Annotated in this window: 26 protein-coding genes and 1 pseudogene; 15 read left to right on the top strand and 12 right to left on the bottom strand. The window is 72.1% G+C overall.

What is annotated here, in order from left to right:
* Positions 1 to 2: 2 nt before the first annotated feature.
* The gene (locus IGS69_RS32565) at positions 3 to 800 is read right to left on the bottom strand and encodes a VOC family protein (RefSeq protein WP_190904030.1); all 798 of its coding nucleotides are present in this window, start codon (positions 798 to 800) and stop codon (positions 3 to 5) included.
* A 186-nt stretch (positions 801 to 986) separates the two neighbouring features.
* Here IGS69_RS32565 and IGS69_RS32560 point away from each other — a divergent pair, with 186 nt between their 5' ends.
* On the top strand, positions 987 to 1,886 hold the full coding sequence (locus IGS69_RS32560) for an SGNH/GDSL hydrolase family protein (RefSeq protein ID WP_190904029.1): 900 nt from the start codon (positions 987 to 989) through the stop codon (positions 1,884 to 1,886).
* Positions 1,887 to 1,903: 17 nt separating this feature from the next.
* Positions 1,904 to 2,794, top strand: a complete 891-nt coding sequence (locus tag IGS69_RS32555; RefSeq protein WP_190904028.1) for an aminoglycoside phosphotransferase family protein — start codon at positions 1,904 to 1,906, stop codon at positions 2,792 to 2,794.
* A gap of 78 nt (positions 2,795 to 2,872) precedes the next feature.
* On the opposite strand, the gene IGS69_RS32550 is transcribed toward IGS69_RS32555, so the two are convergent.
* Positions 2,873 to 3,355: a VOC family protein gene (locus tag IGS69_RS32550; protein ID WP_190904027.1), complete on the bottom strand. Its 483-nt coding sequence runs from the start codon at positions 3,353 to 3,355 to the stop codon at positions 2,873 to 2,875.
* A 124-nt stretch (positions 3,356 to 3,479) separates the two neighbouring features.
* Between IGS69_RS32550 and IGS69_RS32545 the strand changes: the two genes are divergently transcribed.
* The 3 genes from IGS69_RS32545 to IGS69_RS32535 all read left to right on the top strand — a co-directional run bounded on the left by IGS69_RS32545 (position 3,480) and on the right by IGS69_RS32535 (position 6,064).
* Positions 3,480 to 4,685, top strand: coding sequence for an epoxide hydrolase family protein (locus IGS69_RS32545; protein ID WP_190904026.1), 1,206 nt, complete (start codon positions 3,480 to 3,482; stop codon positions 4,683 to 4,685).
* A gap of 135 nt (positions 4,686 to 4,820) precedes the next feature.
* Positions 4,821 to 5,462, top strand: a complete 642-nt coding sequence (locus IGS69_RS32540; protein ID WP_190904025.1) for an ATP-dependent Clp protease proteolytic subunit — start codon at positions 4,821 to 4,823, stop codon at positions 5,460 to 5,462.
* Positions 5,462 to 6,064, top strand: a complete 603-nt coding sequence (locus tag IGS69_RS32535) for a ClpP family protease (RefSeq protein WP_190904024.1) — start codon at positions 5,462 to 5,464, stop codon at positions 6,062 to 6,064. The genes IGS69_RS32540 and IGS69_RS32535 overlap by 1 nt, the downstream gene beginning before the upstream one ends.
* Positions 6,065 to 6,085: 21 nt before the next feature.
* On the opposite strand, the gene IGS69_RS32530 is transcribed toward IGS69_RS32535, so the two are convergent.
* Positions 6,086 to 6,499 carry a helix-turn-helix domain-containing protein gene (locus IGS69_RS32530; RefSeq protein ID WP_190904023.1) on the bottom strand — a complete coding sequence of 138 codons (414 nt, stop codon included), beginning with the start codon at positions 6,497 to 6,499 and terminating at the stop codon, positions 6,086 to 6,088.
* 204 nt (positions 6,500 to 6,703) lie between these two features.
* Between IGS69_RS32530 and IGS69_RS32525 the strand changes: the two genes are divergently transcribed.
* Positions 6,704 to 7,591, top strand: coding sequence for an RNA polymerase sigma factor SigF (locus IGS69_RS32525; protein WP_190904743.1), 888 nt, complete (start codon positions 6,704 to 6,706; stop codon positions 7,589 to 7,591).
* A gap of 99 nt (positions 7,592 to 7,690) precedes the next feature.
* On the opposite strand, the gene IGS69_RS32520 is transcribed toward IGS69_RS32525, so the two are convergent.
* Complete coding sequence (locus tag IGS69_RS32520) at positions 7,691 to 8,155, bottom strand: ATP-binding protein (RefSeq protein WP_190904022.1); 465 nt, start codon at positions 8,153 to 8,155, stop codon at positions 7,691 to 7,693.
* 186 nt (positions 8,156 to 8,341) lie between these two features.
* On the opposite strand from IGS69_RS32520, the gene IGS69_RS32515 reads away from it, so the two are divergent.
* The 3 genes from IGS69_RS32515 to IGS69_RS32505 are packed head-to-tail and all read left to right on the top strand — an operon-like array spanning position 8,342 to position 9,476.
* Positions 8,342 to 8,482 (top strand): hypothetical protein, encoded by a 141-nt coding sequence (locus IGS69_RS32515; protein ID WP_190904021.1) that lies wholly within the window; start codon positions 8,342 to 8,344, stop codon positions 8,480 to 8,482.
* A complete protein-coding gene (locus tag IGS69_RS32510; RefSeq protein ID WP_190904020.1) occupies positions 8,479 to 9,063 on the top strand; it encodes a PRC-barrel domain-containing protein in 585 nt (194 codons plus the stop codon). The genes IGS69_RS32515 and IGS69_RS32510 overlap by 4 nt, the downstream gene beginning before the upstream one ends.
* Positions 9,060 to 9,476 carry a PRC-barrel domain-containing protein gene (locus tag IGS69_RS32505; RefSeq protein ID WP_190904019.1) on the top strand — a complete coding sequence of 139 codons (417 nt, stop codon included), beginning with the start codon at positions 9,060 to 9,062 and terminating at the stop codon, positions 9,474 to 9,476. The genes IGS69_RS32510 and IGS69_RS32505 overlap by 4 nt, the downstream gene beginning before the upstream one ends.
* Before the next feature lie 56 nt (positions 9,477 to 9,532).
* Here IGS69_RS32505 and IGS69_RS32500 read toward each other — a convergent pair whose 3' ends face one another.
* Positions 9,533 to 10,732 carry a DUF6777 domain-containing protein gene (locus tag IGS69_RS32500; protein ID WP_232543703.1) on the bottom strand — a complete coding sequence of 400 codons (1,200 nt, stop codon included), beginning with the start codon at positions 10,730 to 10,732 and terminating at the stop codon, positions 9,533 to 9,535.
* A gap of 179 nt (positions 10,733 to 10,911) precedes the next feature.
* On the opposite strand from IGS69_RS32500, the gene IGS69_RS32495 reads away from it, so the two are divergent.
* The gene (locus IGS69_RS32495) at positions 10,912 to 12,210 is read left to right on the top strand and encodes a streptophobe family protein (RefSeq protein ID WP_190904017.1); all 1,299 of its coding nucleotides are present in this window, start codon (positions 10,912 to 10,914) and stop codon (positions 12,208 to 12,210) included.
* Between the two features lie 18 nt (positions 12,211 to 12,228).
* Here the strand turns inward: IGS69_RS32495 and IGS69_RS32490 are convergent, their stop codons facing one another.
* From IGS69_RS32490 to IGS69_RS32475, 4 genes and pseudogenes are all read right to left on the bottom strand, one after another.
* Entirely contained in the window at positions 12,229 to 13,224 is a 996-nt protein-coding gene (locus IGS69_RS32490) for a serine/threonine-protein kinase (RefSeq protein ID WP_190904016.1), read from the bottom strand.
* 773 nt (positions 13,225 to 13,997) lie between these two features.
* Positions 13,998 to 14,552 (bottom strand): annotated as a pseudogene (locus tag IGS69_RS32485) (hypothetical protein); the annotation flags it as partial.
* 9 nt (positions 14,553 to 14,561) lie between these two features.
* Complete coding sequence (locus IGS69_RS32480) at positions 14,562 to 16,901, bottom strand: FHA domain-containing protein (protein ID WP_190904015.1); 2,340 nt, start codon at positions 16,899 to 16,901, stop codon at positions 14,562 to 14,564.
* A 90-nt stretch (positions 16,902 to 16,991) separates the two neighbouring features.
* Positions 16,992 to 17,402, bottom strand: coding sequence for a hypothetical protein (locus tag IGS69_RS32475; protein ID WP_190904014.1), 411 nt, complete (start codon positions 17,400 to 17,402; stop codon positions 16,992 to 16,994).
* A gap of 332 nt (positions 17,403 to 17,734) precedes the next feature.
* Between IGS69_RS32475 and IGS69_RS32470 the strand changes: the two genes are divergently transcribed.
* Positions 17,735 to 18,022: a DUF1905 domain-containing protein gene (locus tag IGS69_RS32470; RefSeq protein ID WP_190904013.1), complete on the top strand. Its 288-nt coding sequence runs from the start codon at positions 17,735 to 17,737 to the stop codon at positions 18,020 to 18,022.
* Positions 18,023 to 18,063: 41 nt separating this feature from the next.
* Here IGS69_RS32470 and mgrA read toward each other — a convergent pair whose 3' ends face one another.
* Positions 18,064 to 19,056: an L-glyceraldehyde 3-phosphate reductase gene (mgrA, locus tag IGS69_RS32465; protein ID WP_190904012.1), complete on the bottom strand. Its 993-nt coding sequence runs from the start codon at positions 19,054 to 19,056 to the stop codon at positions 18,064 to 18,066.
* Positions 19,057 to 19,173: 117 nt separating this feature from the next.
* On the opposite strand from mgrA, the gene IGS69_RS32460 reads away from it, so the two are divergent.
* From IGS69_RS32460 to IGS69_RS32450, 3 genes are read left to right on the top strand one after another with little or no spacing between them, the layout of a single operon-like run.
* Complete coding sequence (locus tag IGS69_RS32460) at positions 19,174 to 20,190, top strand: LysR family transcriptional regulator (RefSeq protein ID WP_232543702.1); 1,017 nt, start codon at positions 19,174 to 19,176, stop codon at positions 20,188 to 20,190.
* Positions 20,174 to 20,338, top strand: a complete 165-nt coding sequence (locus IGS69_RS32455) for a carotenoid oxygenase family protein (RefSeq protein WP_332836582.1) — start codon at positions 20,174 to 20,176, stop codon at positions 20,336 to 20,338. The genes IGS69_RS32460 and IGS69_RS32455 overlap by 17 nt, the downstream gene beginning before the upstream one ends.
* A 27-nt stretch (positions 20,339 to 20,365) precedes the next feature.
* Complete coding sequence (locus IGS69_RS32450) at positions 20,366 to 20,881, top strand: mycothiol transferase (protein ID WP_190904011.1); 516 nt, start codon at positions 20,366 to 20,368, stop codon at positions 20,879 to 20,881.
* Here the strand turns inward: IGS69_RS32450 and IGS69_RS32445 are convergent.
* Together IGS69_RS32445 and IGS69_RS32440 are read right to left on the bottom strand one after the other, a co-directional pair.
* Positions 20,863 to 21,942, bottom strand: a complete 1,080-nt coding sequence (locus tag IGS69_RS32445) for an adenosine deaminase (protein ID WP_190904010.1) — start codon at positions 21,940 to 21,942, stop codon at positions 20,863 to 20,865. The genes IGS69_RS32450 and IGS69_RS32445 overlap by 19 nt on opposite strands.
* 45 nt (positions 21,943 to 21,987) lie before the next feature.
* Complete coding sequence (locus IGS69_RS32440) at positions 21,988 to 22,380, bottom strand: VOC family protein (protein WP_190904009.1); 393 nt, start codon at positions 22,378 to 22,380, stop codon at positions 21,988 to 21,990.
* Positions 22,381 to 22,625: 245 nt separating this feature from the next.
* Between IGS69_RS32440 and IGS69_RS32435 the strand changes: the two genes are divergently transcribed.
* Positions 22,626 to 23,084, top strand: coding sequence for a pyridoxamine 5'-phosphate oxidase family protein (locus tag IGS69_RS32435; protein WP_190904008.1), 459 nt, complete (start codon positions 22,626 to 22,628; stop codon positions 23,082 to 23,084).
* The last annotated feature ends 5 nt before the right edge of the window (positions 23,085 to 23,089 follow it).

Raw genomic sequence — 23,089 nt, 5'->3', positions numbered from 1 at the left:
CCCTACGCCACGTCGGTCAGCTTCGGCATCTCGCCCTCGGTCGTCGCGGTGTCGATCACCGAGAAGTTCGCCCCTTGCGGGTCGCTGATCGCCGCGAACCGGCCGAAGGGGGTGGTCATCGGGCCGAACCGCAGCACGCCGCCGAGTTTGCCGGCCCTCGCCACGGCCTCGTCGCAGTCCTCGACGCCGAAGTAGACGTTGATGTACGGCTGCACCTCGGGCGGGAACTCCTCGCCCATCTTCATCCGGCCCAGCACCGTGCGGTCGCCCAGGTCGTAGATCCGGAAGTCCATCTCGCCGTCCCGCATGTCCCGCTGCCGGTAGGAGAAGACGGCGGGGAAGAACGCGTCGGACTTCTCCGGCTCGCGGGTGAAGACCTCCGCCCAGGTGTAGGCGCCGGGCTCTCCCATCGCCTGGAAGCCCTCGTGGGTGCCCGCCTGCCAGACGCCGAAGACGACGCCATCGGGGCTGCGGGCCAGGCACATGGTGCCGAAGTCGGCGACCTGCATCGGCTCCATCAGCACCTCGCCGCCGTGATCACGGATCCTGGCAGCGGTGGCGGCGGCGTCCCGGGACGCGAAGTAGAGGCACCACTGCGACAGGCCCTCCTGGCCGGGCATGGGCGGGACGACGGCGGCGACCGCCTTGCCGTTCACGGAGGCCTCCGTGTAGTTGCCGAACTCCGCGGACGCCTCGGCGAAGGTCCAGCCGAGGACCTCGCCGTAGAAGCTCTTGGCCCCTTCGAGGTCACTGAACATCGCGTCGGCCCAGCACGGGGTTCCTTCAGGTTGCACGGCCATGGCTGCGGCCCTCTCCGAATGAGTGGATCTGAGTGGGGTCTGAGTGGAATCGTCCGCTTCCTCACGCTAGTCACCCGGGGGCCTGCTCGCGCGTCGAGTGGGCCGCCGCACGGCGGGCGTCTTCCCTCCGGCGCCCGGCTGTGCTTGCCTGAGTGCCCTTTCGGTGGCCGGGGCGGGAGTTGCCGTATGCGCAAGCCGTGGGTCGTGGGAGCACTGCTGGCCGGGATGCTCCTCGGCGGGTGCGGGGATCCCGCGTCCGCACCCGAGGAGCCGGCACCGGCAGCGCCGCACGCGTCGACGACCACCCACCAGCGCGCCCCCGCCTCCCCCGGCCCGCGGCCGGGGAAGGCGCCGACGGTGCTGTACCTCGGCGACTCGCTGGCGATGGAGGGCCAGAAGGTCCTGGGCGAGGAGCTGCGCCGGGATCTGAGGGCGAAGTACACCGGCGCCCCGTACTCCGGCACCACCCTGTGCGACTACCTGGAGGGCACGGCCGACCGTTCCCTGGTCCCGGCCGCGGACAAGGCCGCCGCGCTGGTGCGCAGGCTGCGGCCCGACGTCGTGGTCCTGCAGTTCTGGGGGAACTCCTGGGGCTACACGCCGTGCATGGACGGCATCACCTACGACAAGTCCCCGGCCCGGTACTTCAGCCGCTACGACGCCGACGCCCGGCGGCTCACCGAGCAGATCGCCGCGGCCGGGGGCGGCAGCCGGCCGCGGATCGTCTGGGTGGCGCAGGGCCCGGATCCGATCACCCCCGACCGGGTCCGGCGTGTCAACGCGCTCTACGAGAAGCGGGCCGCCGCCTCGGGGGACCTGGTGGCGGACGCCGGGAAGGCGGTGAGCCCGGCCGGCGGCCGTTACACCTGGACGCGGTCCCTGCCGTGCACGGCCTACGAGCGTGCCCACCGCGGCCTGTGCACCCAGCCCGGCCGCGACCGCACCGCCCTGCACCGCGACGACGACTACCTGCACTTCTGTCTGGCGCCCACCACCAGCAGGCCGAAGCCCTGCCCGGTCCGCTCCCCGGGGATCCTGCGGCTGGCCCGGGAGGTCACCAAAACCGTTCGACAGGCGGCGCGTTGACCGCTCGAATGGGCGCCATGTGCGCGGTGCGAATGCATGAGGACGAGCTGGCCGTCGACGTCCCGCTGGTCGGCCGGCTGATCACGGAGCAGTTCCCGCAGTGGGCCGGACTGCCCCTGCGGCGCCTGGAGTCCTCCGGGACGGAGAACGCCATGTTCCGCCTCGGTGCGGACAAGGTGGTACGGCTCCCCCGGCACCCCCGCGCCGTGGACGCCATCACCCACGAGCTGTACTGGCTGCCCCGGCTGGCCCCCGCGCTGCCCGCCGCCTCCCCCGAGCCCCTCGGGCGGGGCGAGCCCGACGGCCGGTTTCCCTGGCCCTGGTCGGTGTACGGCTGGCTGGACGGCCACAACCCGGTGCCCGGCGCGCTCGAGGAACCCGTGCCGCTCGCCGAGGACCTGGCGGCGTATGTCACGGCCCTGCGCGCGATCGACGCGTCCGAGGGCCCGCCGGGTTACCGGGGAGTGCCGCTGGCGGCACGGGAGCCGTTCCTGCGCGAGGCGCTCGCGCGGCTGGCGGGGCGGGTCGACACCGCCGCGGTGACGAAGGCGTGGGAGTCGGCCCTGCGCGCCCCGGAGCACACGGGGCCGCCGGTGTGGGCCCACGGCGACCTGATGGCCGGGAACCTCCTGGTCACGGGCGGACGGCTCAGCGCCGTGATCGACTTCGGCACGGTGGGGGTCGGCGATCCGGCCGTCGACCTCATCGGCGCCTGGTGTGTGCTGCCCGCCGAGGCCCGCGGTGTCCTGCGCGAGGCCGTGGGCGCCGGTGAGGCCGAGTGGGCACGGGCCCGGGGCTGGGCCCTGTCGATCGCGGTCATCGCCCTGCCGTACTACTGGGACACGAACCCGCCGGTCGCGGAGAACTCCCGGCATGTGATCGGGGAGATCCTGGCCGAGACGGCGTAGGGGCGGGGGCGGCGTAGGAGCCGGGGCGGAGCCGGGTCCGCCCCTGTGGGAGGCGCTTCCGCCCCTGTGGGCGGCACGTCACTCGCCCGCGTAAGCCTTCTCCAGGGCCGCGATGTCGAACTTGCTCATCGCCATGAACGCCTGGGTGACGCGGGCCGCCTTCTCGGGATCCGGGTCGGTGATCATCGCGTCGAGCCGGTCCGGGACGACCTGCCAGGACACGCCGAACCGGTCCTTGAGCCAGCCGCAGGGGCCGGGCTCGCCGCCGTTCTCGGTGAGCCTCGTCCAGTAGTAGTCGATCTCCTCCTGGTTCTCGCAGAACAGCATGAAGGAGGTGGCCTCGCTGAACGTGAACTCGGGGCCGCCGTTGAGCCCGAGGAAGCGGTGCCCGTTGGCCGTGAACTCGACGGTCATCACGGTGCCGGCGGCCTGGGGCGCTCCCTCGGGATAGCGCGCGATCTTGCCGACGCTGGAGTTCTTGAAGACCGAGACGTAGAAATGGGCGGCCTCCTCGGCCTGGCCGTCGAACCAGAGACACGTGGTGAAACCGTCGGTGGTCATGAGTCCTCCTCCAGGAGTGGAACGCTGTCACCACTGTCGACCGGCCAGGGCCCTGGAACTCATCGGCCGGGCGGCCGGCAAAATCCACGTGGCCGCTACACCGTTCGGAACTAGGCTCCCCGCCATGACGTCCACGCCCGCCGACAACGGCATCCGTCCCTTCCGTGTCGACGTACCGCAGAGCGACCTCGACGACCTCCACGACCGCCTCGACCGGACCCGGTGGCCGGACGAGCTGCCCGGCGTGGGCTGGACGTACGGCGTTCCGTCGGACTATCTGCACGAGCTGGTGCGGTACTGGCGCCACGCGTACGACTGGCGGGCCGCCGAGGCGCGGCTGAACGCCTGGCCGCAGTTCACCACCGAGATCGACGGCGCCCGGGTGCACTTCGCGCACATCCGCTCCCCCGAGCCCGACGCCACCCCGCTGATCGTCACGCACGGCTGGCCGGGGTCGATCGTCGAGTTCACCGACATCGTGGGGCCGCTGACGGACCCGGCCGCCCACGGCGGCGATCCGGCCGACGCCTTCCACGTGGTACTGCCGAGCATTCCCGGCTTCGGGTTCTCCGGCCCCACCCGGGAGACGGGCTGGGAGGCGCGCCGGATCGCCGACGCGTGGGCCGAGCTGATGACCCGCCTCGGCTACGAGAGGTTCGGCGCCCAGGGCGGCGACTGGGGTGCGGCCATCTCCCGCGAGCTGGGGCGCGTCCACCCCGGCCGGGTCGTCGGCGTCCACCTCAATCTGCTGCCCGGCGCGCAGGCCGCCACCGAGCCGACCGCCGGGGAACTGGAGGCGCTGGGCCCCGCGGAGCGCGAGCGCACGCTCACCTCGTGGCGGCGGTGGCGGGAATGGTCCCGCGACGGGACGGGCTACTTCCATGTGCAGTCCACCCGGCCGCAGACCCTGTCCTACGCGCTCACGGACTCCCCGGTGGGGCAACTGGCCTGGATCGTCGAGAAGTTCCAGGAGTGGACGGACTCCGGGGAGGTGCCCGAGGAGGCCGTCGACCGGGACCTGATGCTCACGAACGTGATGCTGTACTGGCTGACGGGCACGGCGGGTTCCTCCGCCCGGCTCTACCACGAGCGTGCCCACGCCCGGGGCGAGCGGATCGCCGCCCCGCAGGAGCCGTCCACCACGCCGACCGGGGTGGCGTCCTTCTTCGGCGATCCCCAGATCCCGCTGCGCCACAGGGCCGAGCGGACGGAGAACCTCGTCCACTGGACGGAGTTCGGCCACGGCGGGCACTTCGCGGCGATGGAGAAGCCGGACCTGCTGGTCGGTGATGTGCGGGCGTTCTTCCGGCAGTTGCGCGAGAAGGGCTGAGCGTTCGGACTCTGCCGGTAGCGGATCTGCCGAGGGCAGAGAAACCGTTCGCGGGCATCGCCCTGGGTCAAGAGTGGAGTCGACGGCACATCCCCGACCTGTCCGCGGCACCTGTCGCCGCGACGAGGAGAACCGATGACTCCACTCACGACACTCGCCCCCCGGGCGGAGGAGGGCGACACCCCTCCGACCCGGTTCGACGACCATCTGGCCGCCCAGCTGCTGGCGCAGCGCATCGTGCTGCTGGGCACCCAGGTCGACGAGGTCTCCGCCAACCGAGTCTGCTCCCAGTTGCTCATCCTGTCCGCGGAGGACGCCCACACCGACATCAGTCTGTACATCAACAGCCCGGGCGGCGCGGTGCACGCGGGCCTCGCCATCTACGACACGATGCGGCTGATCCCCAACGACGTCTCCACGCTGGCCATGGGCTTCGCGGCCAGCATGGGCCAGTTCCTGCTGAGCGTCGGCGCGCCGGGCAAGCGCTACGCCCTGCCGAACGCGCGGATCATGATGCACCAGCCGTCGGCGGGCATCGGCGGCACGACCGCCGACATCGAAATCCAGGCGCAGAACCTGGAGTTCACCAAGCGGACCATCGAGCGGATCACCGCCGAGCACACCGGCCAGAGCCCGGAGACCATCTCCCGGGACGGTGACCGCGACCGCTGGTTCACGGCCGAGGAGGCCAGGGAGTACGGCATGGTGGACCGGGTGGTGGAGTCCCTCGCGGACGTCCGCCCGGCGGCCACCCGGCGCAGGATGGGGCTGCAGTGATGGGTACGTACACGATTCCGAACGTCGTCGAGCGCACCCCGCAGGGCGAACGGTCCTACGACGTGTTCAGCCGGCTGCTGTCGGAGCGGATCATCTTCCTCGGCACCGAGATCGACGACGGCGTCGCCAACGTCGTCATCGCCCAGCTCCTCCACCTGGAGTCGTCCTCCCCGGAGAGCGAGATCGCGATCTACATCAACTCGCCGGGCGGCTCGTTCACCTCGCTCATGGCGATCTACGACACCATGACGTTCGTCCAGGCGCCGATCTCCACGTTCTGCGTCGGGCAGGCGGCCTCCACGGCGGCCGTGCTGCTGGCCGGCGGGGACCCCGGGCGGCGGTTCGTGCTGGAGCACTCGCGGGTGCTGCTCGGACAGCCGGCCGCGGGCGGGCAGCGCGGCATGGTGTCCGATCTGGCGCTCCAGGCCAAGGAGATGGTGCGGATCCGCTCCCAGGTGGAGGAGGTGCTGGCGCGGCACACCCACCACGACGTGACGGCCCTGCGGGCCGACATGGACCGCGACAAGGTGTTCACCGCGCGGGAGGCGGTGGGTTACGGGCTGGCCGACGAGGTGCTCAGCCGGCGCCTCGTCAAGGTCTGAGGCGCCGGCCGGAGATACGGCTCAGGCGGCCAGGCACATGCCGTCGCGCGACGACATGGTGGCCCCGCGGCGACTGCCGGCCGTGTAGCGCGAGGTGACGCGGGTCAGTTCGCCCTGCGCCCTCGTGAGCAGGTCGCCGAGGCCCAGTCCGAGGGCGCGGGCGGCGGCCGCGAGGACCTCCGAGGAGGCCTCCTTGCGGCCGCGCTCCACCTCCGAGAGATAGGGCACGGAGATCCGTGCCTCATCGGCGACGTCCTTCAAGGTGCGCTCCTGAGCGAGGCGTTCACGGCGCAGGACGTCGCCCACGAGGTCCCGCCACAGCGGCTCCTTCGCGGCGGGGGCCGGGCGCGCCTGGCGCGGCGCTGCGCCGGAGGGGCGCGCACCGTGCGGGCGCAGGGGGATGACTCGGGCTTCGTTCGGCAGGTGGTTGCTCACTTCTCCAGCCTAGGAATCCCGGCCGCCGGGGGAAGGGCCCGGCGTTCCGCCCTGGGTGGAATCACCTGCCACAGGAGACGGAAGGGAACATTCCGCCCGATTTCGCCCAGGGCACAATCGGAGGGCATGGTGCGCGTCAACCCGGGTACCCGCAACCCGGGAGTACCTATGCAGATGTCCGCCGCGACGTTCGTGGGAGAGGTAATGGAGACCGCCGTGATCCGGTCGAAGGCACAGGTCGTCGAGGAGAACACCGAGGCCGGCGCGGGTGACGGAGCACTGCCGGGCATCGTGGACCCGCGGTCCGTGGCCCCGCGGGACGCGAGGCAGCTGTCCCGCCAGTTCTTCCAGCGCCTGACGGAACTCGAAGAGGGAACGCACGAGTACCAGTACGCGCGCAACACCCTGATCGAGATGAACATGTCGCTCGTACGCTTCGCCGCCGGCCGGTTCCGGGGGCGCGGCGACGACATGGAGGACATCGTCCAGACCGGCATGATCGGCCTGATCAAGGCCATCGACCGGTTCGAGCTCTCGCGCGAGGTCGAGTTCACCTCCTTCGCGCTGCCGTACATCGTCGGCGAGATCAAGCGGTTCTTCCGGGACACCACCTGGGCGGTGCACGTGCCGCGGCGCCTCCAGGAGCTGCGCGTGGAGCTGGCCAAGGCCCGTGAGGAGCTCGCCAGCCGTCTGGACCGGGAGCCGACGGTCGCCGAGCTGGCGACCCTGATGAACATCTCCGAGCGCGAGGTCGTGGAGGGGCAGATCGCGGCGAACGGGTACAACTCGTCGTCGCTGGACGCCGCCCTGACCGGCGACGGCCCGGAGGGCGGCGAGGCGGTCCTGGCCGACTTCATCGGTGTGGAGGAGGACGGGCTGCGGCTCGTCGAGGACTTCCATTCGCTGGCGCCGCTCATGGCGGAGCTGAGCGAGCGCGACCGGCAGATCATCCACATGCGGTTCGTGGAGGAGGCCACCCAGGCGGAGATCGGTGAGCAGCTCGGCTGCTCACAGATGCACGTCTCCCGCCTGATCAAGCGGATCATCATGCGACTGCGCGAGGGCATGCTGGGCGAGCTGGGCTGCGCCTGACCGCCTCGTCCGACCAGCGGGTGCCGTCCCCCACGCGGGAGTGGGGCGGCACCCGCGACCGTGAGCCGCCTCCGGATTCCGCCCGGCCGCGACGGTGTCTCAGCCCTGGTTCGTGCCGGAGAGCGGCAGCACGGCGCGCACGCGCTTGCCCACCGGCACCCGTTCCACGCTGACCTGCTCCGCGAGCGCGTGGACGATCTCCAGGCCGTGCCGGCCGATGCGCTCGGGGTTGCGGGGGAAGATCCGGGGCAGTGCGGAGCTGCTGTCGTAGACGGAGACCGTCACCGCGGCGTCGGTGCCGACGAGCTCCAGGATGTACGGCCCGTTGCTGTGCCGGTCGGCGTTGGTGATCAGTTCGCTCACGACCAGCAGCACGGCGCCGTCGACGCGCTCGTCGATCTGTGCGCACCACTCGGTCCTGAGCTGGTCGAGAAAGAGCGCGGCGAAGGACCGCGCCTCGGCGATGCAGCCCTGCTCGCCGGTGTAGTGTGCCGCCCGCCGCAGCGGTTCCACGGGCACGTCGAAACCAGTCGGTATCACTGCCCCGTCCAGGTGGTCGATCATTCTTTTCTCTCTCGGAAGCCGGACTGGCCGGACGCTCTGCACCAGTGCTCGTACCCCGGGCCCGTCTTCACAGTCCTGACAGATTCTCCCCCATTCGATCCCGGGGCATTGTCCCCCCTTCGCGGGGCACCCGGAAGGAATCAGGGCCGGCCGAGGGCGGCCGGGCCGGATCACCGGAGGTGCGCGGTGGCCTGGTGGACATGGCTGGTCGTGGTGCTCGCGGCGCTCGCCGCCGTCGCGGCGGTGACGCTCGCCGTGCAGGCGGGCCGGCGGTCGGGGACCGTCATCGCGGTCCGGCGCCGCCCCGGCGGAAAGGGCCTGCGATGAACGAGCTGCTGGCCGCACGCAGTCTGACGACCCTGCCGGTGGTCACGCTGGGCGGCGACGCCGTCGCCCAGATCAAGGACACCGTCTTCGACCCCGCCGCCGGGCGGATCACCGGCTTCACGCTCAGCGGCCGGGGTCTGCTGTCGGGCCCGCTGAAACAGAGTCTGCCCTGGTCGGCGGTGCACGCCCTGGGCCCGTACGCGGTCATGGTCCGGGACGCCCGCGCGCTGGCGGACACCTCCGTCGTGGTGGCACGGCGTGAGGCACAGCAGGGCCGGGTGCTGCACGCCAAGGTGCTGACCGACGAGGGCGCCGAGGTCGGCACGGTGCTCGACGTCATCGTCGAGAGCGGAACCACCGGCCGGGTCGTGGGCTTCCGGATCGCCGCGGGCAAGGCCCTGGTGCAGGGCTCCAGACGCCGCCGGCACCGGGTGTACGTGCCGCGGGGCGAGACGCTCGCCGTCTCCGGACGCGCCCTGGTCATCCCGGCGGACGCCATCCGCTTCGTCGCCGACGACCTGCCCGCCTTCGTCGCCCGGATCGGCGCCTTCCAGGCCGGGCGGGAGGGGACGGCGCCATGATGCTGTTCTCCGAGGCGCGGGGCCTGCCGGTGCTGACCCTGACCGAGGCGGAAGAGCTCGGGACCGTGAAGTCGCTGACGGTGGACGCGGCGTCCGGTGTGGTCACCCATGTCCGGGTACGGGGCCATCACTCCCGCAAGGAGACCGTGCTGGCCTGGGGCGCGCTGCACGCCATCGGCCCGGACGCGGTGCTGGTCCGCACGCCCGCCGAACCGGCCCACGTGCCGCCGCACCACGAGCTGCCGGGCCTGAGGATCCTCACCGAGACGGGCGACACGCTCGGCACGGTCCAGGACGTCGTGTTCGAGCCGGGGACGGGCCGGGTCGAGGCGGTCGTCACCACCCACGGCGACCTGCCGGCCGACCGGCTGCTCGGGCTCGGCGACTACGCCCTGGTGGTCCGCGCCGCTTGAGTCGTGCCGCGCGGGCCGGCTCGAGTCGCGTTCGCTTCGGCCGATCGGGTCGGTCATCACGAGGCCGGCGCCTGTTCCGTCGTGCCGCCGCCGGTGTCGCTCCCCGTGTGGCTCCCGGTGTTGTTGCCGGTGTTGTTGCCGGTGTTGTTGCCGGTATCGCTGTCGGGCGGCGGCTGCTGGGTGTCGGACGACGGCGGCTCGTCCGTCGTCGGCCCCGAGGTGTCCGTGTCCGAGGTCGGCGGTTCGCTCGTGGGCGGTTGCGACGACGTCGAGTCGGTCGGCGACGTGGGCGTGGTGACAGTGGCCGACGGGGAGGGCTTGTCGGGCTTCTTCGTCTTGCGGTCCTTGTTGCCGGTGTCCCCCGCCTCACGCTTGAACCACTCGCCGTCGGCTTCGCACATCACGAATTCGTCGACGGGCCGCGGAGCGGGCGTCACGATGACGACGTTCGACGACTTGTACCCCGGCCACGCGTTGCCGGTCGTCTTGGGTGCGCTCTGCTGGGCGACCGGCGGGGTCAGCGGGTTGCCGCACGCGCAGCGCACCCGGGGCACGCCGCGGTCGTCGACCAGGACGGCCGTGCCGGCTTGGAGGACGGCCTGGTAGCTGGTGGGGGCGCCGCTCTTGTAGCCGTGGTTGGTGACGCGGGTGTCCATGCGCAGCTGCACGGGGGTGAGGGAGCGCAGGTAGTCGGGGACCTCGGACGGCTGGATGCGCAGGACCGAGGCGAACGCGCGCTCCTTGTCCGGGGCGTCCTCGAAGTACTTGATCTGCTTCTCCACGTCACAGCTGGCGACGTTGCGGGTGCCGCCGTACAGGCCGGGGGCGTCGCCGTTCACACCGCGCAGGGCGTTCTGCGGGGCCGACTCGGTGTCCCCCGAGGGCGTGACCGGGGAGGCGGAGCTGTCCTCCTGGGCCGTCGACTCGGTGAACTGGTCCGGTCCGGTGTCGGCCGCGGGCTGGAGGAAGATCTCGCCGCTCGATGTGCTGGTGCCGCCGTCGGACGCGCCGGTGCCGCCGTTGTCGGGCCGGGAGAGCACCACGGCCAGGACCACGGCGGCCACCACGGCGGTGGCGATGATCGCGACACGGGGCACGGACCCCCACCACGGTCGGCGGGGCTCCGGCTCCCTGCCGCCGCCGCTCGGCGGTTCGGAGGGCGGGCCGCCGCCGCCCGAGGGAGGCTGGGAAGGACCCGACAGCGGGCCCGAGGGAGGTCCTGTGGGGCGGCCGGACGACGGTGGATCGACGCTCACGAGCTCTTCTCCCGCGTGGGTTCTCTGCGGCCTCCATACAGCCGGGGTGATTCATACCGGTGTATGCCGCTTTTTCCACTACGAGTTCATTGTGTGCTCCGGTCCCGTACGCCCCGCAAGCCGACGCGGACGGACCTCTCCGGCGGGCGTCCGGCCCGGGGACTGCTTAGCGTGACACCGTGAGTTCGCGCACCCCCTCCGGCCAGGCACGTACCCCCGGCGAGCGGGCCGTCGCCCGCCACGGCTGGGCGCATGCCCTCGTCACGGTGCTCGGCGGGCTGCTCGCCATGGCGCTGGTGTCCGCCCTGGGGCTGTGGGCGGCCGGGGCCGCGGACCTTCCGGACGGTTCCTTCGGCCCCGTCGTCGCGGCCACCATGGTCACCGCCGTCGGCGGCACGGTGAAAGTCGCCGGAGGCGCCGGCGACCTCGCCGAGACGCGGGCGGGCCTGACGGTGATTCCGTTGTCCGTCACCCTCACCGGGGCGCTGGTGATCGCCTGGGGGTTCCTGCGTCCGCTGCGGCACCGCGCGGTGGCCGGCGCCAGGGAGCTGGCCGGCTGGGCCGGGCGGGTGGTGGCCCTGTGGCTGCTCGCGCTGATCGGTCTGACGCTCGCCGCCCGCCACACCTTCGAGATCTCCCTCGGGGACGACGCGCTCGGTGACCTCGGCGACCTGTTCGGCGCCTCGCCGCGGATCGGCTTCACCACCGACGTCCCGCTGTCCGTGTTCGTCGGCGTGGTCTGGCTGGCCGGTGTGCTGGTGCTGGCGCTGCTGGTGTCGCGCGGGGCTCCGCTGCCCGCGCGGCTGTTGCGCTTCCAGGCGTCGGTGCGCCCGGCCGCGTACGCGATGGTCGCGCTGCTGCTGGCCTGCGTCGTCATCGGTGTGGTCGTCGCCCTGATCGTCGCGATGACCAAGGGGCACGCGCGGGAGACGTTCGCGGTGATCCTGCTGGGCATCCCCAACCTGGTGTGGCTGGCGCTGACGATCGGGCTCGGCGCGACCTGGAACGGGCGGGTGGAGGGGCCTTTCGGGCTGCCCATGCCGCATGTGCTGGACGAGGTGCTGCGCACCCCGGACGTCTCCGAGCTGAATCTGCGCACCCTCGCCGAGCACGACGGCCGGGTGTGGTGGCTGCTGGTCGTCGACGTCGTGCTGCTGCTGGCCGCCGCGTTCGTGATGGCGGCCCGGTCACCGGCCCGGGTGCGGGCCTGGCAGCACGCGGTACACATGGCGGTCGCCCTCGTGCTCACGGTGTTCATGATCTGCCTCGTCGGACGCATCTCGGCGCACTTGGGTCTGTCCGTGCTCGGCATCGGTGATCTGGGCGGCGGTCTCGGGGGCGAGCTGTTCCTGAGACCCAAGTTGTGGGGTGCCGTCGGTCTGGCCGTCCCCTGGGGGCTGGTGACCGGATTCGCCGGGGCGCTGCTGGCGCGCCACGTACGGCGGCGCGGCGAGGTGCGCCCCGACGGCAAGGGCTGACGCCCCTCTACGGCCGCCCTACATCCGCTGCACGAAGACCGGTTCGGCCCAGCGCGGCGGCGGCTTGGGCCGCTCCTCCCCCGCGGCCGGCAGTTGCCGGTCGACCCGCGTGGGCGTTCTGGTGCCCCCGGCCCCGCCGCCGGTCGTCGCGGCGCGCAGGGCGGCGACGAAGGCGAGGCAGGACGGGTACCGGTCGTCGGGGCTCTTGGCGAGGGCCTGGGCGAAGACGGGGTCGACCCGCGGGTCGAGGTCGGGCCGTTCACCGGTCAGCGGCGGCGGTTCGTCGTACTGGTGGGCCCAGAGCAGGGCCATGTCGTCGTCGCGGATGAAGGGCGGGTGGCCGGCCAGAGTCTCGAAGACGACGCAGGCGAAGCCGTACACGTCGCAGCGGGCGTCGACCGGCTTGCCGGAGATCTGCTCGGGTGCGACGTAGTCCAGCGTGCCGACGAACTGGCCGACCGTGGTGAAGCCGGTGAGGGACAGCGACTTCTTCGTCAGGCCGAAGTCGGTGAGGTAGACGTGCTCGGGGTGGTCGCTGTCGGTGCCGCGGGACACGAGGATGTTGCCTGGTTTGACGTCCCGGTGGACCAGTCCGTGGTCGTGGGCCGCGTCGAGCGCGGAGGCGACCTGGGCGGCGACGCGCAGGGCGGTGACGGGTGTCATGGGGCCTTCGCGGTCGAGGACGTGCCGGAGGTCGCTGCCGGCGACGTACCGCATCGCGATGTACAGCACGCCGTCCGTCTCGCCGGCCTCGAAGACCGGCACGATGTGGGGGTGGTCGATCGCCGCGGCGGCCCGTGACTCGTGGGTGAAGCGGCGGCGGAAGGTGTCGTTGCGGGCGAGTTCCGGGGCGAGCAGCTTCAGGGCGACGGTGCGTTCCAGGCGCAGGTCCCGGGCCCGGTAGACGACGGCCATGCCGCCGCGTCCGATCTCCTGCTCGATCCGGTACCCGGCGATCTGCTGCCCGACCAGCTCGGAGGGCCGCCCGGAGAACAGGCTCGTCTCGCGGTTCAACGGCCGTCACCCTCGGGCGAGACGACCCGGGTGGGCGGCGCCGCAGCCGACCGCTCCGCCTCACCCTCGGCCGTGCCCTCCCGGTCCTCGGGGGACACGACGCGGGTGGGTTCGGGGGCATCGGGGGAGACGACCCTCGTCGGTTCCGGGGCATCGGGAGGCACGACGCGAGTGGGCTCGGGGGCACCGGGCGCCACCACACGCGTCGGCTCGGGGCCATCGGGCGCCACCACACGTGTGGGATCAGGGGCATCGGTCGCCACCACACGTGTGGGCTCGGGAGCCTCGCGAGGCGCCGCCCGTTCGGGTTCGGGGGCGTCCGGGGCCACCATCCGGGTCGGCTCGGGGGCCTCGGGGGACACACCACCCTGCGACTCGGGCCCTTCCGGCGACACCACACGGGTCGGCTCAGCAGTACCCGGAGACACCACACGGGTCGGCTCAGCAGTATCCGGAGACACCACCCGGGTCGGCTCGGGAGCGTCCGGGGACACACTCCCCTGCGGCTTGGGCCCTTCGGGCGACACCACCCGGGTCGGCTCAGGAGCACTCGGAGACACCACTCGGGTCGGTTCAGGAGTACCCGAAGACACCACTCGGGTCGGCTCCGGGGCGGCAGGCACGGTCCCCTCCGGTTCGGGCGCCTCGGGCGGGGCCGCCTTCGATGGCTCCGGCGCCTCCAGTGGGGCAGCCCCCGTCGGCTCGGGGGACTCCGGTGGTACCACCCGCGTCGGTCCGGCCGGTGCGCTCCGGGCTGATGGGGGCGTGTCGGCGGGGCCCTCGGGCGGCACCACTCGCGTGGGCGGGTGCACGGGCGTCTCGGCGGGGCGCGGCTCCGGCTCGGCGGCCGGGGTCTCGTCCGTCGCGTACGTGGTCGTCCGGCTGCCGTCGGCGTACACCCAGTGCCCGTGGGCGGAGTCGTAGAGCCACACGGACTCGCCGTCGACGACGACGCCGACCCGCATGCCGTGGGTGCGGGTGCGGAACGACTCGCGGTCGAGGCCACCCGCGAGGTCCTCCACCGCGGAGCGGTAACGCGCGAGGGCTTCCTGCGCCCGGCCCAGCAGCGGCCGCGGATCGGCTGAACGGGTGAGAGGCCCGTCCGCGGCGGGCGGATCCAGCGGTACGGCGACCAGGCGGCGCCCGTCGACCCAGGCCGACCAGCCGTTGAAGCACAGCACGTGCCCCCAGTCGCCCTGCCGTTCCAGAAGCTGCACCGGCAGCAGGGGGTCGAGGTCCACGGTGGGCCGGGACGGGTCGGGGGCCTCCCAGGCGGGCATCCCGTGCTGCGGGACGACGTGCGTGGGCCGGAAGCCGGGGGTCGTCATAGGCGCTCCCTACTTCCGCATGACGGCCGGTTCGTGCCGGCGCAGCATGCGGGACACCAGGAACCCGAAGAGCACCGACAGCACGACCAGCATCCCCACGTCCAGCAGCCACGTGCCCGCCGCATGCTCGAACAGCGGGTCCTTCGTCAGGTCGTCGGGCACGATCCGGCCCAGTCCGACCGTGCCCGCCATCGCGGCCAGCGCCCAGCGCGCCGGCACCAGCCAGCCCAGCTGCTCGAGTCCGGGGGTGTCGGCCAGCTTCAGCAGGGCTCCGCAGAAGACGACCTGGACGATGGCGATGAGCACGAGCAGCGGCATCGTCACCTCTTCCTTGCGCACCAGCGCGGAGACCAGCAGGCCGAGCATCATCGCCGTGAACGCGAGCAGGGCGACGGCGACCGTGATCTCCACCAGCGGCGGCATCAGCACGCCTTCGCCGCCCGGTGCGTTGAGGTCCACGCCGAACAGGGCGACCAGGGTCAGCACCACCGCCTGGAGCACGGTGATGACGCCCAGGACGATGACCTTGGACATCAGATACGCGGATCTGGACAGGCCCACCGCCCGTTCCCTCTGGTAGATCACGCGTTCCTTGACGAGTTCGCGGACGGCGTTGGCGGCCCCGGTGAGCACCGCGCCGACGCACAGGATGAGCAGCGCGTTCATCGCCGTGTCGGCGGTCAGCTTGCCGCCCGCCAGGGCGCGGGCCATCGCGCCCATCACGAACGGCAGGGCGATCATGATGATCAGGAAGGTCCGGTCGGCGCTGAGCGCGGCCGCGTACCGGCGTACCAGCGTGCCGAGTTGGGCACCCCGGCTGCGCGGCCGGGGCGGGGCGGTGATGACGACGGGCTCGGACCGCGGCTGCCGGGGCTGCGCGGAGGCGTCGGTCACGTACCGGCCGTGCAGGGGCGAGGCGAGGTACTCCCCCGCCCAGTCCCGGTCCGTGTCCCGGTCGAAGGCCTCGAAGGCCTCCGGCCATTCCTCGAAGCCGAAGAACGGCAGGGCGTCCTCGGGCGGCCCGTAGTAGGCGATCTTCCCGCCGGGCGCGAGGACGAGGAGCCGGTCGCACACATCGAGGCTGAGCACGCTGTGGGTGACGACGATGACGGTCCGGCCGTCGTCGGCGAGGCCGCGCAGCATGTGCATCACCGAGCGGTCCATGCCGGGGTCGAGGCCGGAGGTCGGCTCGTCGAGGAACAGCAGCGACGGTTTCGTCAGCAGTTCCAGGGCCACGCTGACCCGCTTGCGCTGACCGCCGGACAGGCTGTGCACGGGCTGGTCGGCGCGCTGTTCCAGGCCCAGTTCGCGGATGACCTCGTCGACCCGGGCGCGCCGCTCGGCCTTGGCGGTGTCCTGCGGGAAGCGCAGTTCGGCGGCGTAGGAGAGGGCTTTGCGGACGGTCAGCTGCGCGTGCAGGATGTCGTCCTGCGGGACCAGTCCGATGCGCTGGCGCAGTTCCGCGTAGTCGCGGTAGAGGTCGCGGCCGTCGTAGAGGACGGTGCCGTGGCCCGCGGGCCGCTGGCCGGTGAGGGCGTTGAGGAGCGTGGACTTGCCGGCGCCGCTCGGGCCGACGACGGCGAGCAGGCACTTCTCCCCCACCGGGAACGACACGTGGTCGAGGAGCGTCTTGCGGCCGCGGTCGACGGAGACCGCGAGGTCCTGCACGTCGAGGGAGACCTCGCCGGTGTCGACGTACTCCTGGAGTTGGTCGCCGACGAGGCAGAACGCCGAGTGGCCGATGCCGACGATGTCGCCCTGGCCGACGGGGGCGCTGGTGACGGGGCCGCCGTTGAGGTAGGTGCCGTTGTGGCTGCCCAGGTCGGCGATCTCGTAGGTTCCGTCGGGCAGGGCGCGCAGTTCGGCGTGCCGCCGGGAGACCGAGAGGTCGTCGATGACCAGGTCGTTGTCGGGCGCGCGGCCGATGCGGACGGTGCGGGAGGGCAGCGGCCGTACGGTCGTGGGCTGCCGGTAGGTGCCGGTGTGGGCCGGCATGGAGACGGCGGAGGGGCGTTGGGGGGTGCGGGCGCGGGGTGCGGGGCGGCCCGTGAGGGTCAGGCGCGGCCCGTCGGCCGGGTTGCCGAAGCGGATGACACTGCCGGGTCCGACGTCCCGCTCGTGGATGCGCCGGCCGTCGGCGTAGGTGCCGTTGGTGCTGCCCTCGTCCTCGATGGTCCAGTGGCCGTCCTCGGGCTTCAGCACCGCGTGGTGCCAGGAGACCCGGTCGTCGTCGATGACGATGTCGCACATCGGGTCGCGCCCCACGTGGTAGTCGCGGCCCGGAATCATCACGGTGGTGCCCGTCTCTGTCTCCAGCACGAGCTCTGGTGCTACCGAGGGTTGCGCCATGGTCAAGATTCTACCGATTTGCCCTGTTCTGCGCCTGGGCGAGCGGGGCGATGAGCGGCTCCAGCGGCCGACGGGCGGGCGGCCTGCGGGTCAGCCGACGGTGATGCCGACGAAGGGAGCGGCGCGCTGCATCCGCAGGGTGTCCACGGACTCGGCGAGCAGTTCGTACTCGGTGGTCTCGTCACTGGTGGCGATGCGTACCAGCCGTCCGGCCGCCAACTCCTCGGCGACCCGCTCCTGCTGGGCGGGATCGGCGCACCAGGCGCGCAGCAGCCCGGGCACGTCGGGCACGGTGTGGGCGACCGGCACGAGCGCGCCCGGCGGTAAGTGCTCGGCGTCGGGCTGGGGATCGAGACGCTGGGCGATCCAGGAGGCGCGGTCGCGCAGCCACCACAGGGCGAGGGCGAGGGTGGGGGCCCGGTAGGTTCCGAGGGGCACCCCGATACGGCGGCCGTCGCAGACTCCGTACGCCGTGACGTGGCACAGAAACTCGTCGTGCACGTGACCCTCCCCCGTTGCCCTGCCCGTCTGCCGGCCCGGCTTCGCTTCTGCTGCGGCTCGCGTGCTGTGCGTGAGGGCGCGGTCGCTCGATGTGAAAAGCGCTCTCGCAGGTCAGTATGTTCACTACTGAATCACTGTCACCACGACTTTCCGGCCACTCTCCTGGCATATTCACCCCCCGGAGTTGGCCTGAATCCGGCGAGGGGCGCAGGGGCCCACAGGCTGATCGCCCTTTTCCGCAACCGCCCGCCATGACGAGGGCGCACCGCGATGAGTTCCCCGGTGTCCGGCAGTCTGCACGAGGAAGGGACCGCCGAGCACCGGAGGACGTCATGGCCGTCACGGGAGAACTGGACGCGGAGTTCACCGCCGTCCTGCGCAAGAGCCCCGCCGAGGGCGGCTGGACCTATCTGGTCTGGCCCCGGTCCGTCGAGTTCTTCGGCACCCGCGGCCTGGTCAAGGTCCGCGGGACGATCGACGGCCATCCGTTCCGCAGCTCCTTCATGGCCCTGGGGGACGGCACGCACAAGCTGCCCGTCAAGGCCGACATCCGCAAGGCGATCGGCAAGGAGGAGGGCGACACGGTGAGCGTGCGCCTGGAGGAACGGATCGGTTCCTGACGCGTGGGCCCGGGGCGGGCGCCCCGGGCGTCGCGATGGTGCTACCGCCTGACGATGGCGTCGATACGGGCCAGCTCGTCCGCGTCGAAGTCCAGGTTGCGGATCGCGCCGACGCTGTCCTCGATCTGCCGTGCGCTGCTCGCGCCGACCAGCGCCGAGGTGACCCGGCCGCCCCGCAGCACCCAGGCCAGTGCCATCTGGGCCAGGGTCTGGCCGCGGGACTTCGCGATGTCGTTCAGCTCGCGCAGCCGGCCCACCAGGTCCTCGGTGAGCGCGTCGGAGTTGAGGAAGGGGCTGTCGCTCGCGGCCCGGGAGCCCTCGGGGATGCCGTCGAGGTAGCGGGCGGAGAGTACGCCCTGCTCCAGCGGGGAGTAGACGATGGAGCCGACCTGGAGCTCGTCGAGCGCGTCGAGCAGGCCCTCGTCCTCGGGACGGCGGTCCAGCATCGAGTAGCGCGGCTGGTGGATGAGGAGCGGGGTGCCCAGCTCGCCCAGGATGCGGGCGGCCTCGCGGGTCTGCTCCGCGGAGTAGTTCGAGACGCCGACGTAGAGCGCCTTGCCCTGCTGCACCGCCGAGTGCAGGGCGCCCATCGTCTCCTCGAGCGGCGTCTCCGGGTCGGGGCGGTGCGAGTAGAAGATGTCGACGTAGTCCAGGCCCATCCGCTTCAGGCTCTGGTCCAGCGAGGACAGCAGGTACTTGCGGGAACCCCACTCACCGTACGGTCCGGGCCACATCAGGTAGCCGGCCTTGGTGGAGATCACCAGCTCGTCGCGGTACGGCGCGAAGTCCGTCTTCAGGAACTGGCCGAGCGCGGACTCGGCGGCGCCGGGCGGCGGGCCGTAGTTGTTGGCCAGGTCGAAGTGGGTGACACCGAGGTCGAAGGCGCGGCGCAGGACGGCGCGCTGCGTCTCGGCGGGCCGGTCCGGGCCGAAGTTGTGCCACAGGCCGAGCGAGAGCGCGGGGAGCTTCAGGCCGCTGCGTCCGGTGCGCCGGTAGGGCATGTCCGCGTAGCGGTCGGGGTGTGCGGTGTACAACGCGACTCCAGAGGGGTTGGCACGGTCGGGATGAAACCGGTGTCCACTCTGGCGTGACCTGCGTCCATGCGTCCAACAGAAGAATCCGATGGAATTCAGCGACTACGCTTCTCAGTCATGGAACTGCGCCACTTGCAGCACTTCGTCGCGGTCGCCGAGGACCAGCACTTCACCCGGGCGGCGGAACGCCTCCTGGTGTCCCAGTCGGGCCTGTCGGCGTCCATCCGGGCGCTGGAGCGGGAGCTGCAGACGCCGCTGTTCGTGCGCACGACCCGCCGGGTGACGCTGACCCCGGCCGGGCGGGCGCTGCTCGGCGAGGCGGAGCGGATCCTCGCGCAGGTCCGCTCGGCGCACGAGGCGGTGGCGGCGGTGCAGGGCGTGCTGCGCGGGATGCTCGCGCTCGGGTCGGAGCAGTGCATCGCCGGGGTGCATGTGGCGGGGCTGCTGGCGGCGTTCCGGCGGCGCCACCCGGACGTGGAGATCTGTCTGCGCCAGGCGGGCTCGGGGGCTCTGGCGGAGGAGGTCGCGGCCGGGCGTCTGGATCTGGCGTTCGCCGTGCGCACCGCCCAGGAGGACACCGACCAGCTGCGGGCGGTGCCGCTGACCAGCGAGCCGATGACCGTGCTGTGCCATCCGAGCCACCGGCTCGCGGCGGCCGGTGTCGCGGTGACGCCGGAGGATCTCGGCGGTGAGGTCTTCGTCGACTTCCACCCGGACTGGGGGCCGCGGCGCACCACCGACGCGGCGTTCGCGGCGGCGGGCGTGCGCCGGAGCGTCGCCCTGGAGGTGAATGACGTGCACAGCCTCCTCGACCTCGTGGACGAGGATCTCGGCATCGCCGTGGTGCCCCGTCACTTCCGGCACAAGCGCGCCTCGCTGACGGCCCTGCCGGTGAAGGGTGCGGGAGACGCCGTGTACGAGACGGTGGCGCTGCTGCCGCCCGAGCAGGCGACCAGTCCGGCGGCCCGGGCGCTGATGGGCCTGCTGGACACAGGGGACCTGACACCACCCCAGGAGCTGGGCACAGGGGCTCTGGCACCACCCCAGGAGCTGGACACAGGGGCTCTCGCCCCACCCCGGGAGCTGGACACAGGGGCTCTCGCCCCACCCCAGGAGGGTGTCCACCCCTCCTGACCCGACCCGCCGCACCCATTCGAGCCGGTCAGGGGCGCCGGACCTGGTGATCCTCGCGGCCCAGGTCACCGGGGGGCCGGTGGCCCGGATCCAGCTCCCGGGGCGGGTGCGGCTGGGCTTCCACGGGAGCCGGATTCCCGACGCGTGATCCCCGGCGATGGGTGATGGTGGTCCTATGCATGCGAAGGACATCCTCATCGACGGCTTCAGCCGCATCCGCGAAGAAGTCCACGCCGCGGTCGAGGGCCTCGGGCCCGACGAGCTGAACGCCCGCCCCTCCCCCGACACCAACTCGATCGCCTGGCTGATCTGGCACCTCACCCGCGTCCAGGACGACCACATGGCCGACGCCTTCGGCCATGAGCAGGTGTGGCTGTCCCAGGGGTGGGAGAAGCGCTTCGGTCTCGGCCTGCCGCGCAGGGACACGGGTTACGGCCACAGCCCCGCCCAGGTCGCCAAGGTCCGGGTCGACTCGGGCGAGTTGCTGACCGGCTACTACGACGCCGTGCACGACCAGAGCCTGGACGCCCTGCGGGGCCTGACCGCCAAGGATCTGGAGCGGGTCGTCGACGAACGCTGGGACCCGCCGGTCATCCTGGGTGTCCGGCTGGTCAGCGTCCTGTCCGACGATCTCCAGCACGTCGGACAGGCCGCCTACCTGCGGGGGCTGCTTCAGAGCGCGGCGGCGTAACCGGGCAGCACCACGTCACGGATGAGGGCGTTGCGCTCGTCGAACGGGATGAACGCGCTCTTCAGGGCGTTCACGGTGACCGTGCGCAGGTCCTCGACGCTCCAGCCGGCCTGCTCCACCAGCAGGGACATCTCGCGGGTCATCGTCGTGCCCGAGACCAGCCGGTTGTCGGTGTTGAGGGTGACGCGGAAGCCGAGGTCCTTGAGCGCGGTGATCGGGTGCTCCGCGATGGAGGTGGCGGCGCCCGTCTGGAGGTTGGACGTCGGGCACATCTCCAGTGCGATGCGCCGGTCGCGCACCCAGCCGGCGAGCCGGCCGAGCTTGCCCCCCGCGAGGTCCGGGATGTCGTCGGTGATCCGCACGCCGTGACCGATGCGCTGGGCGCCGCACACCTGGAGGGCCTGGTGGATGCTGGGCAGGCCGTGCGCCTCTCCGGCGTGGATGGTGAAGGGTACGTTCTCGCGGCGCAGGTGCTCGAAGGCCGCGAGGTGGTCGGCGGGCGGGAAGCCGTCCTCGGCACCGGCGATGTCGAAGCCGACGACCCCGGCGTCGCGGAACGCCACGGCCAGGTCGGCCGCCTCGCGCACCCGGTCGAACATCCGCATCCCGCACAGCAGGGTGCCGACCCGCACGGGCGTGCCCGCGGCGGCGGCCTTCGCCATGCCCGCCGCGAGGCCCTCCTGGACGGTCTCCACGACCTCGGCCATGGTCAGCTCGCCGTTGGTGTTCAGCTCCGGGGCGTAGCGCACCTCGCCGTACACGACACCGTCGGCGGCCAGGTCGAGCACATACTCCTCGGCCGTGCGCAGCAGGCCCTCGCGGGTCTGCATCACGGCGAGGGTGTGCTCGAAGGTGGCTATGTAGCGCACCAGGTCGCCGGAGTTGGCGGCCTCGTAGTACCAGGCGGCCAGCTCGTCCGGGTCGGTGCTGGGCAGGGTGTGGCCGACCGCCTCCGCCAGCTCCACCACGGTGGCGGGGCGCAGGCCGCCGTCGAGATGGTCGTGCAGCACGGCCTTGGGGAGGCGGCGGATCAGATCGGCGTCTACGCGCGTAGCAGTCATGGCGGGTCTTTCCTCGGGCGGGTGGTTCGAAGCGGTGGGGAGGGGTCAGCCGGCGGGCTGGAGCAGGTCCCAGCGGTTGCCGTACAGGTCCCGGAAGACGGCGACGGTGCCGTACGGCTCGTGCCGCGGATCCTCCAGGAAGGTCACGCCCGCGGCGGTCATCCGGGCGTGATCCCGGGCGAAGTCGTCGGTGTGCAGGAAGAAGCCGACGCGGCCGCCCGTCTGGTCCCCGACCCGGGCGGCCTGGGCCTGGCCCTTGGCGCGGGCCGGCAGCAGCCCGATACCGGCGCCCGGGGTGCCCGGCTCGACGACGACCCAGCGGGATCCGTCGGGCCGGGGCGCGTCCTCGGCGAGCCGGAACCCGAGGGCGTCGGTGTAGAAGCGGATCGCCTCGTCGTAGTCGTCGACGACGAGGGTGACCAGGGCGACACGTCGCATCGGAGCCTCTCGGAGCGGGCGGTTGACCGGAGAGGTTATACGTAAAACTCGGGGGATGACAACTGCTTGGCCGACTTCCGGGTCCACGGCTGTAACTACTGGTACGTACACTCGCTTCGCCTGACGGAGAACGAGTCGGCGGACCGGTCGTTCGGAGACACGGCGCAGTACCTGCGGTCCTAGGCCGAGGGCTTAGGACCGCGGCCCGAGGCGGCCACGCCTCTCCGGCCGCTAGCGTCCCCTCCATGAAGATCACCGATCCGCCCCGCACCCCCGAGCAGCGCAAGGCGGACCTGCTCGGCCGGCTGGAGCGGGAGATCGACATCTGGGTCGCGACGACGGACGCCGAAGGGGGGCCGTGTCTGGTCCCGCTGTGGTTCATCTGGCACGACGAGGCCGTGTGGCTGTGCACCCGGCTGACCAATCCCACCGGCCGCAATCTGCGCGACGGCGGGCGGGCCCGGCTGGCCCTCGGGGACACCCGGGACGTCGTGCTCGTCGACGGTGAGGTGCGGACCCACCCGATGCGGGAGGTTCCCTCGGCGGCGGCCGAGGCGTTCCGGGTGAAGACCGGCTGGGATCCGCGCGAGGACCACGCGTCGTACGCGTTCTTCCAGGTGCGGCCGCGCGCGGTGCAGGCGTGGTGCGACGTGCGGGAACTGCCCGGCAGGCATCTCATGCGGGAGGGTGTCTGGGCCGTGTAGCGCCC

Origin of the sequence: Streptomyces tuirus, from assembly GCF_014701095.1 — a bacterium.
In the GTDB taxonomy this organism is placed as follows: domain Bacteria; phylum Actinomycetota; class Actinomycetes; order Streptomycetales; family Streptomycetaceae; genus Streptomyces; species Streptomyces tuirus.
Note: the sequence above shows the minus strand (reverse complement) of the source record. Positions and strands in the feature narration are given on the sequence as shown.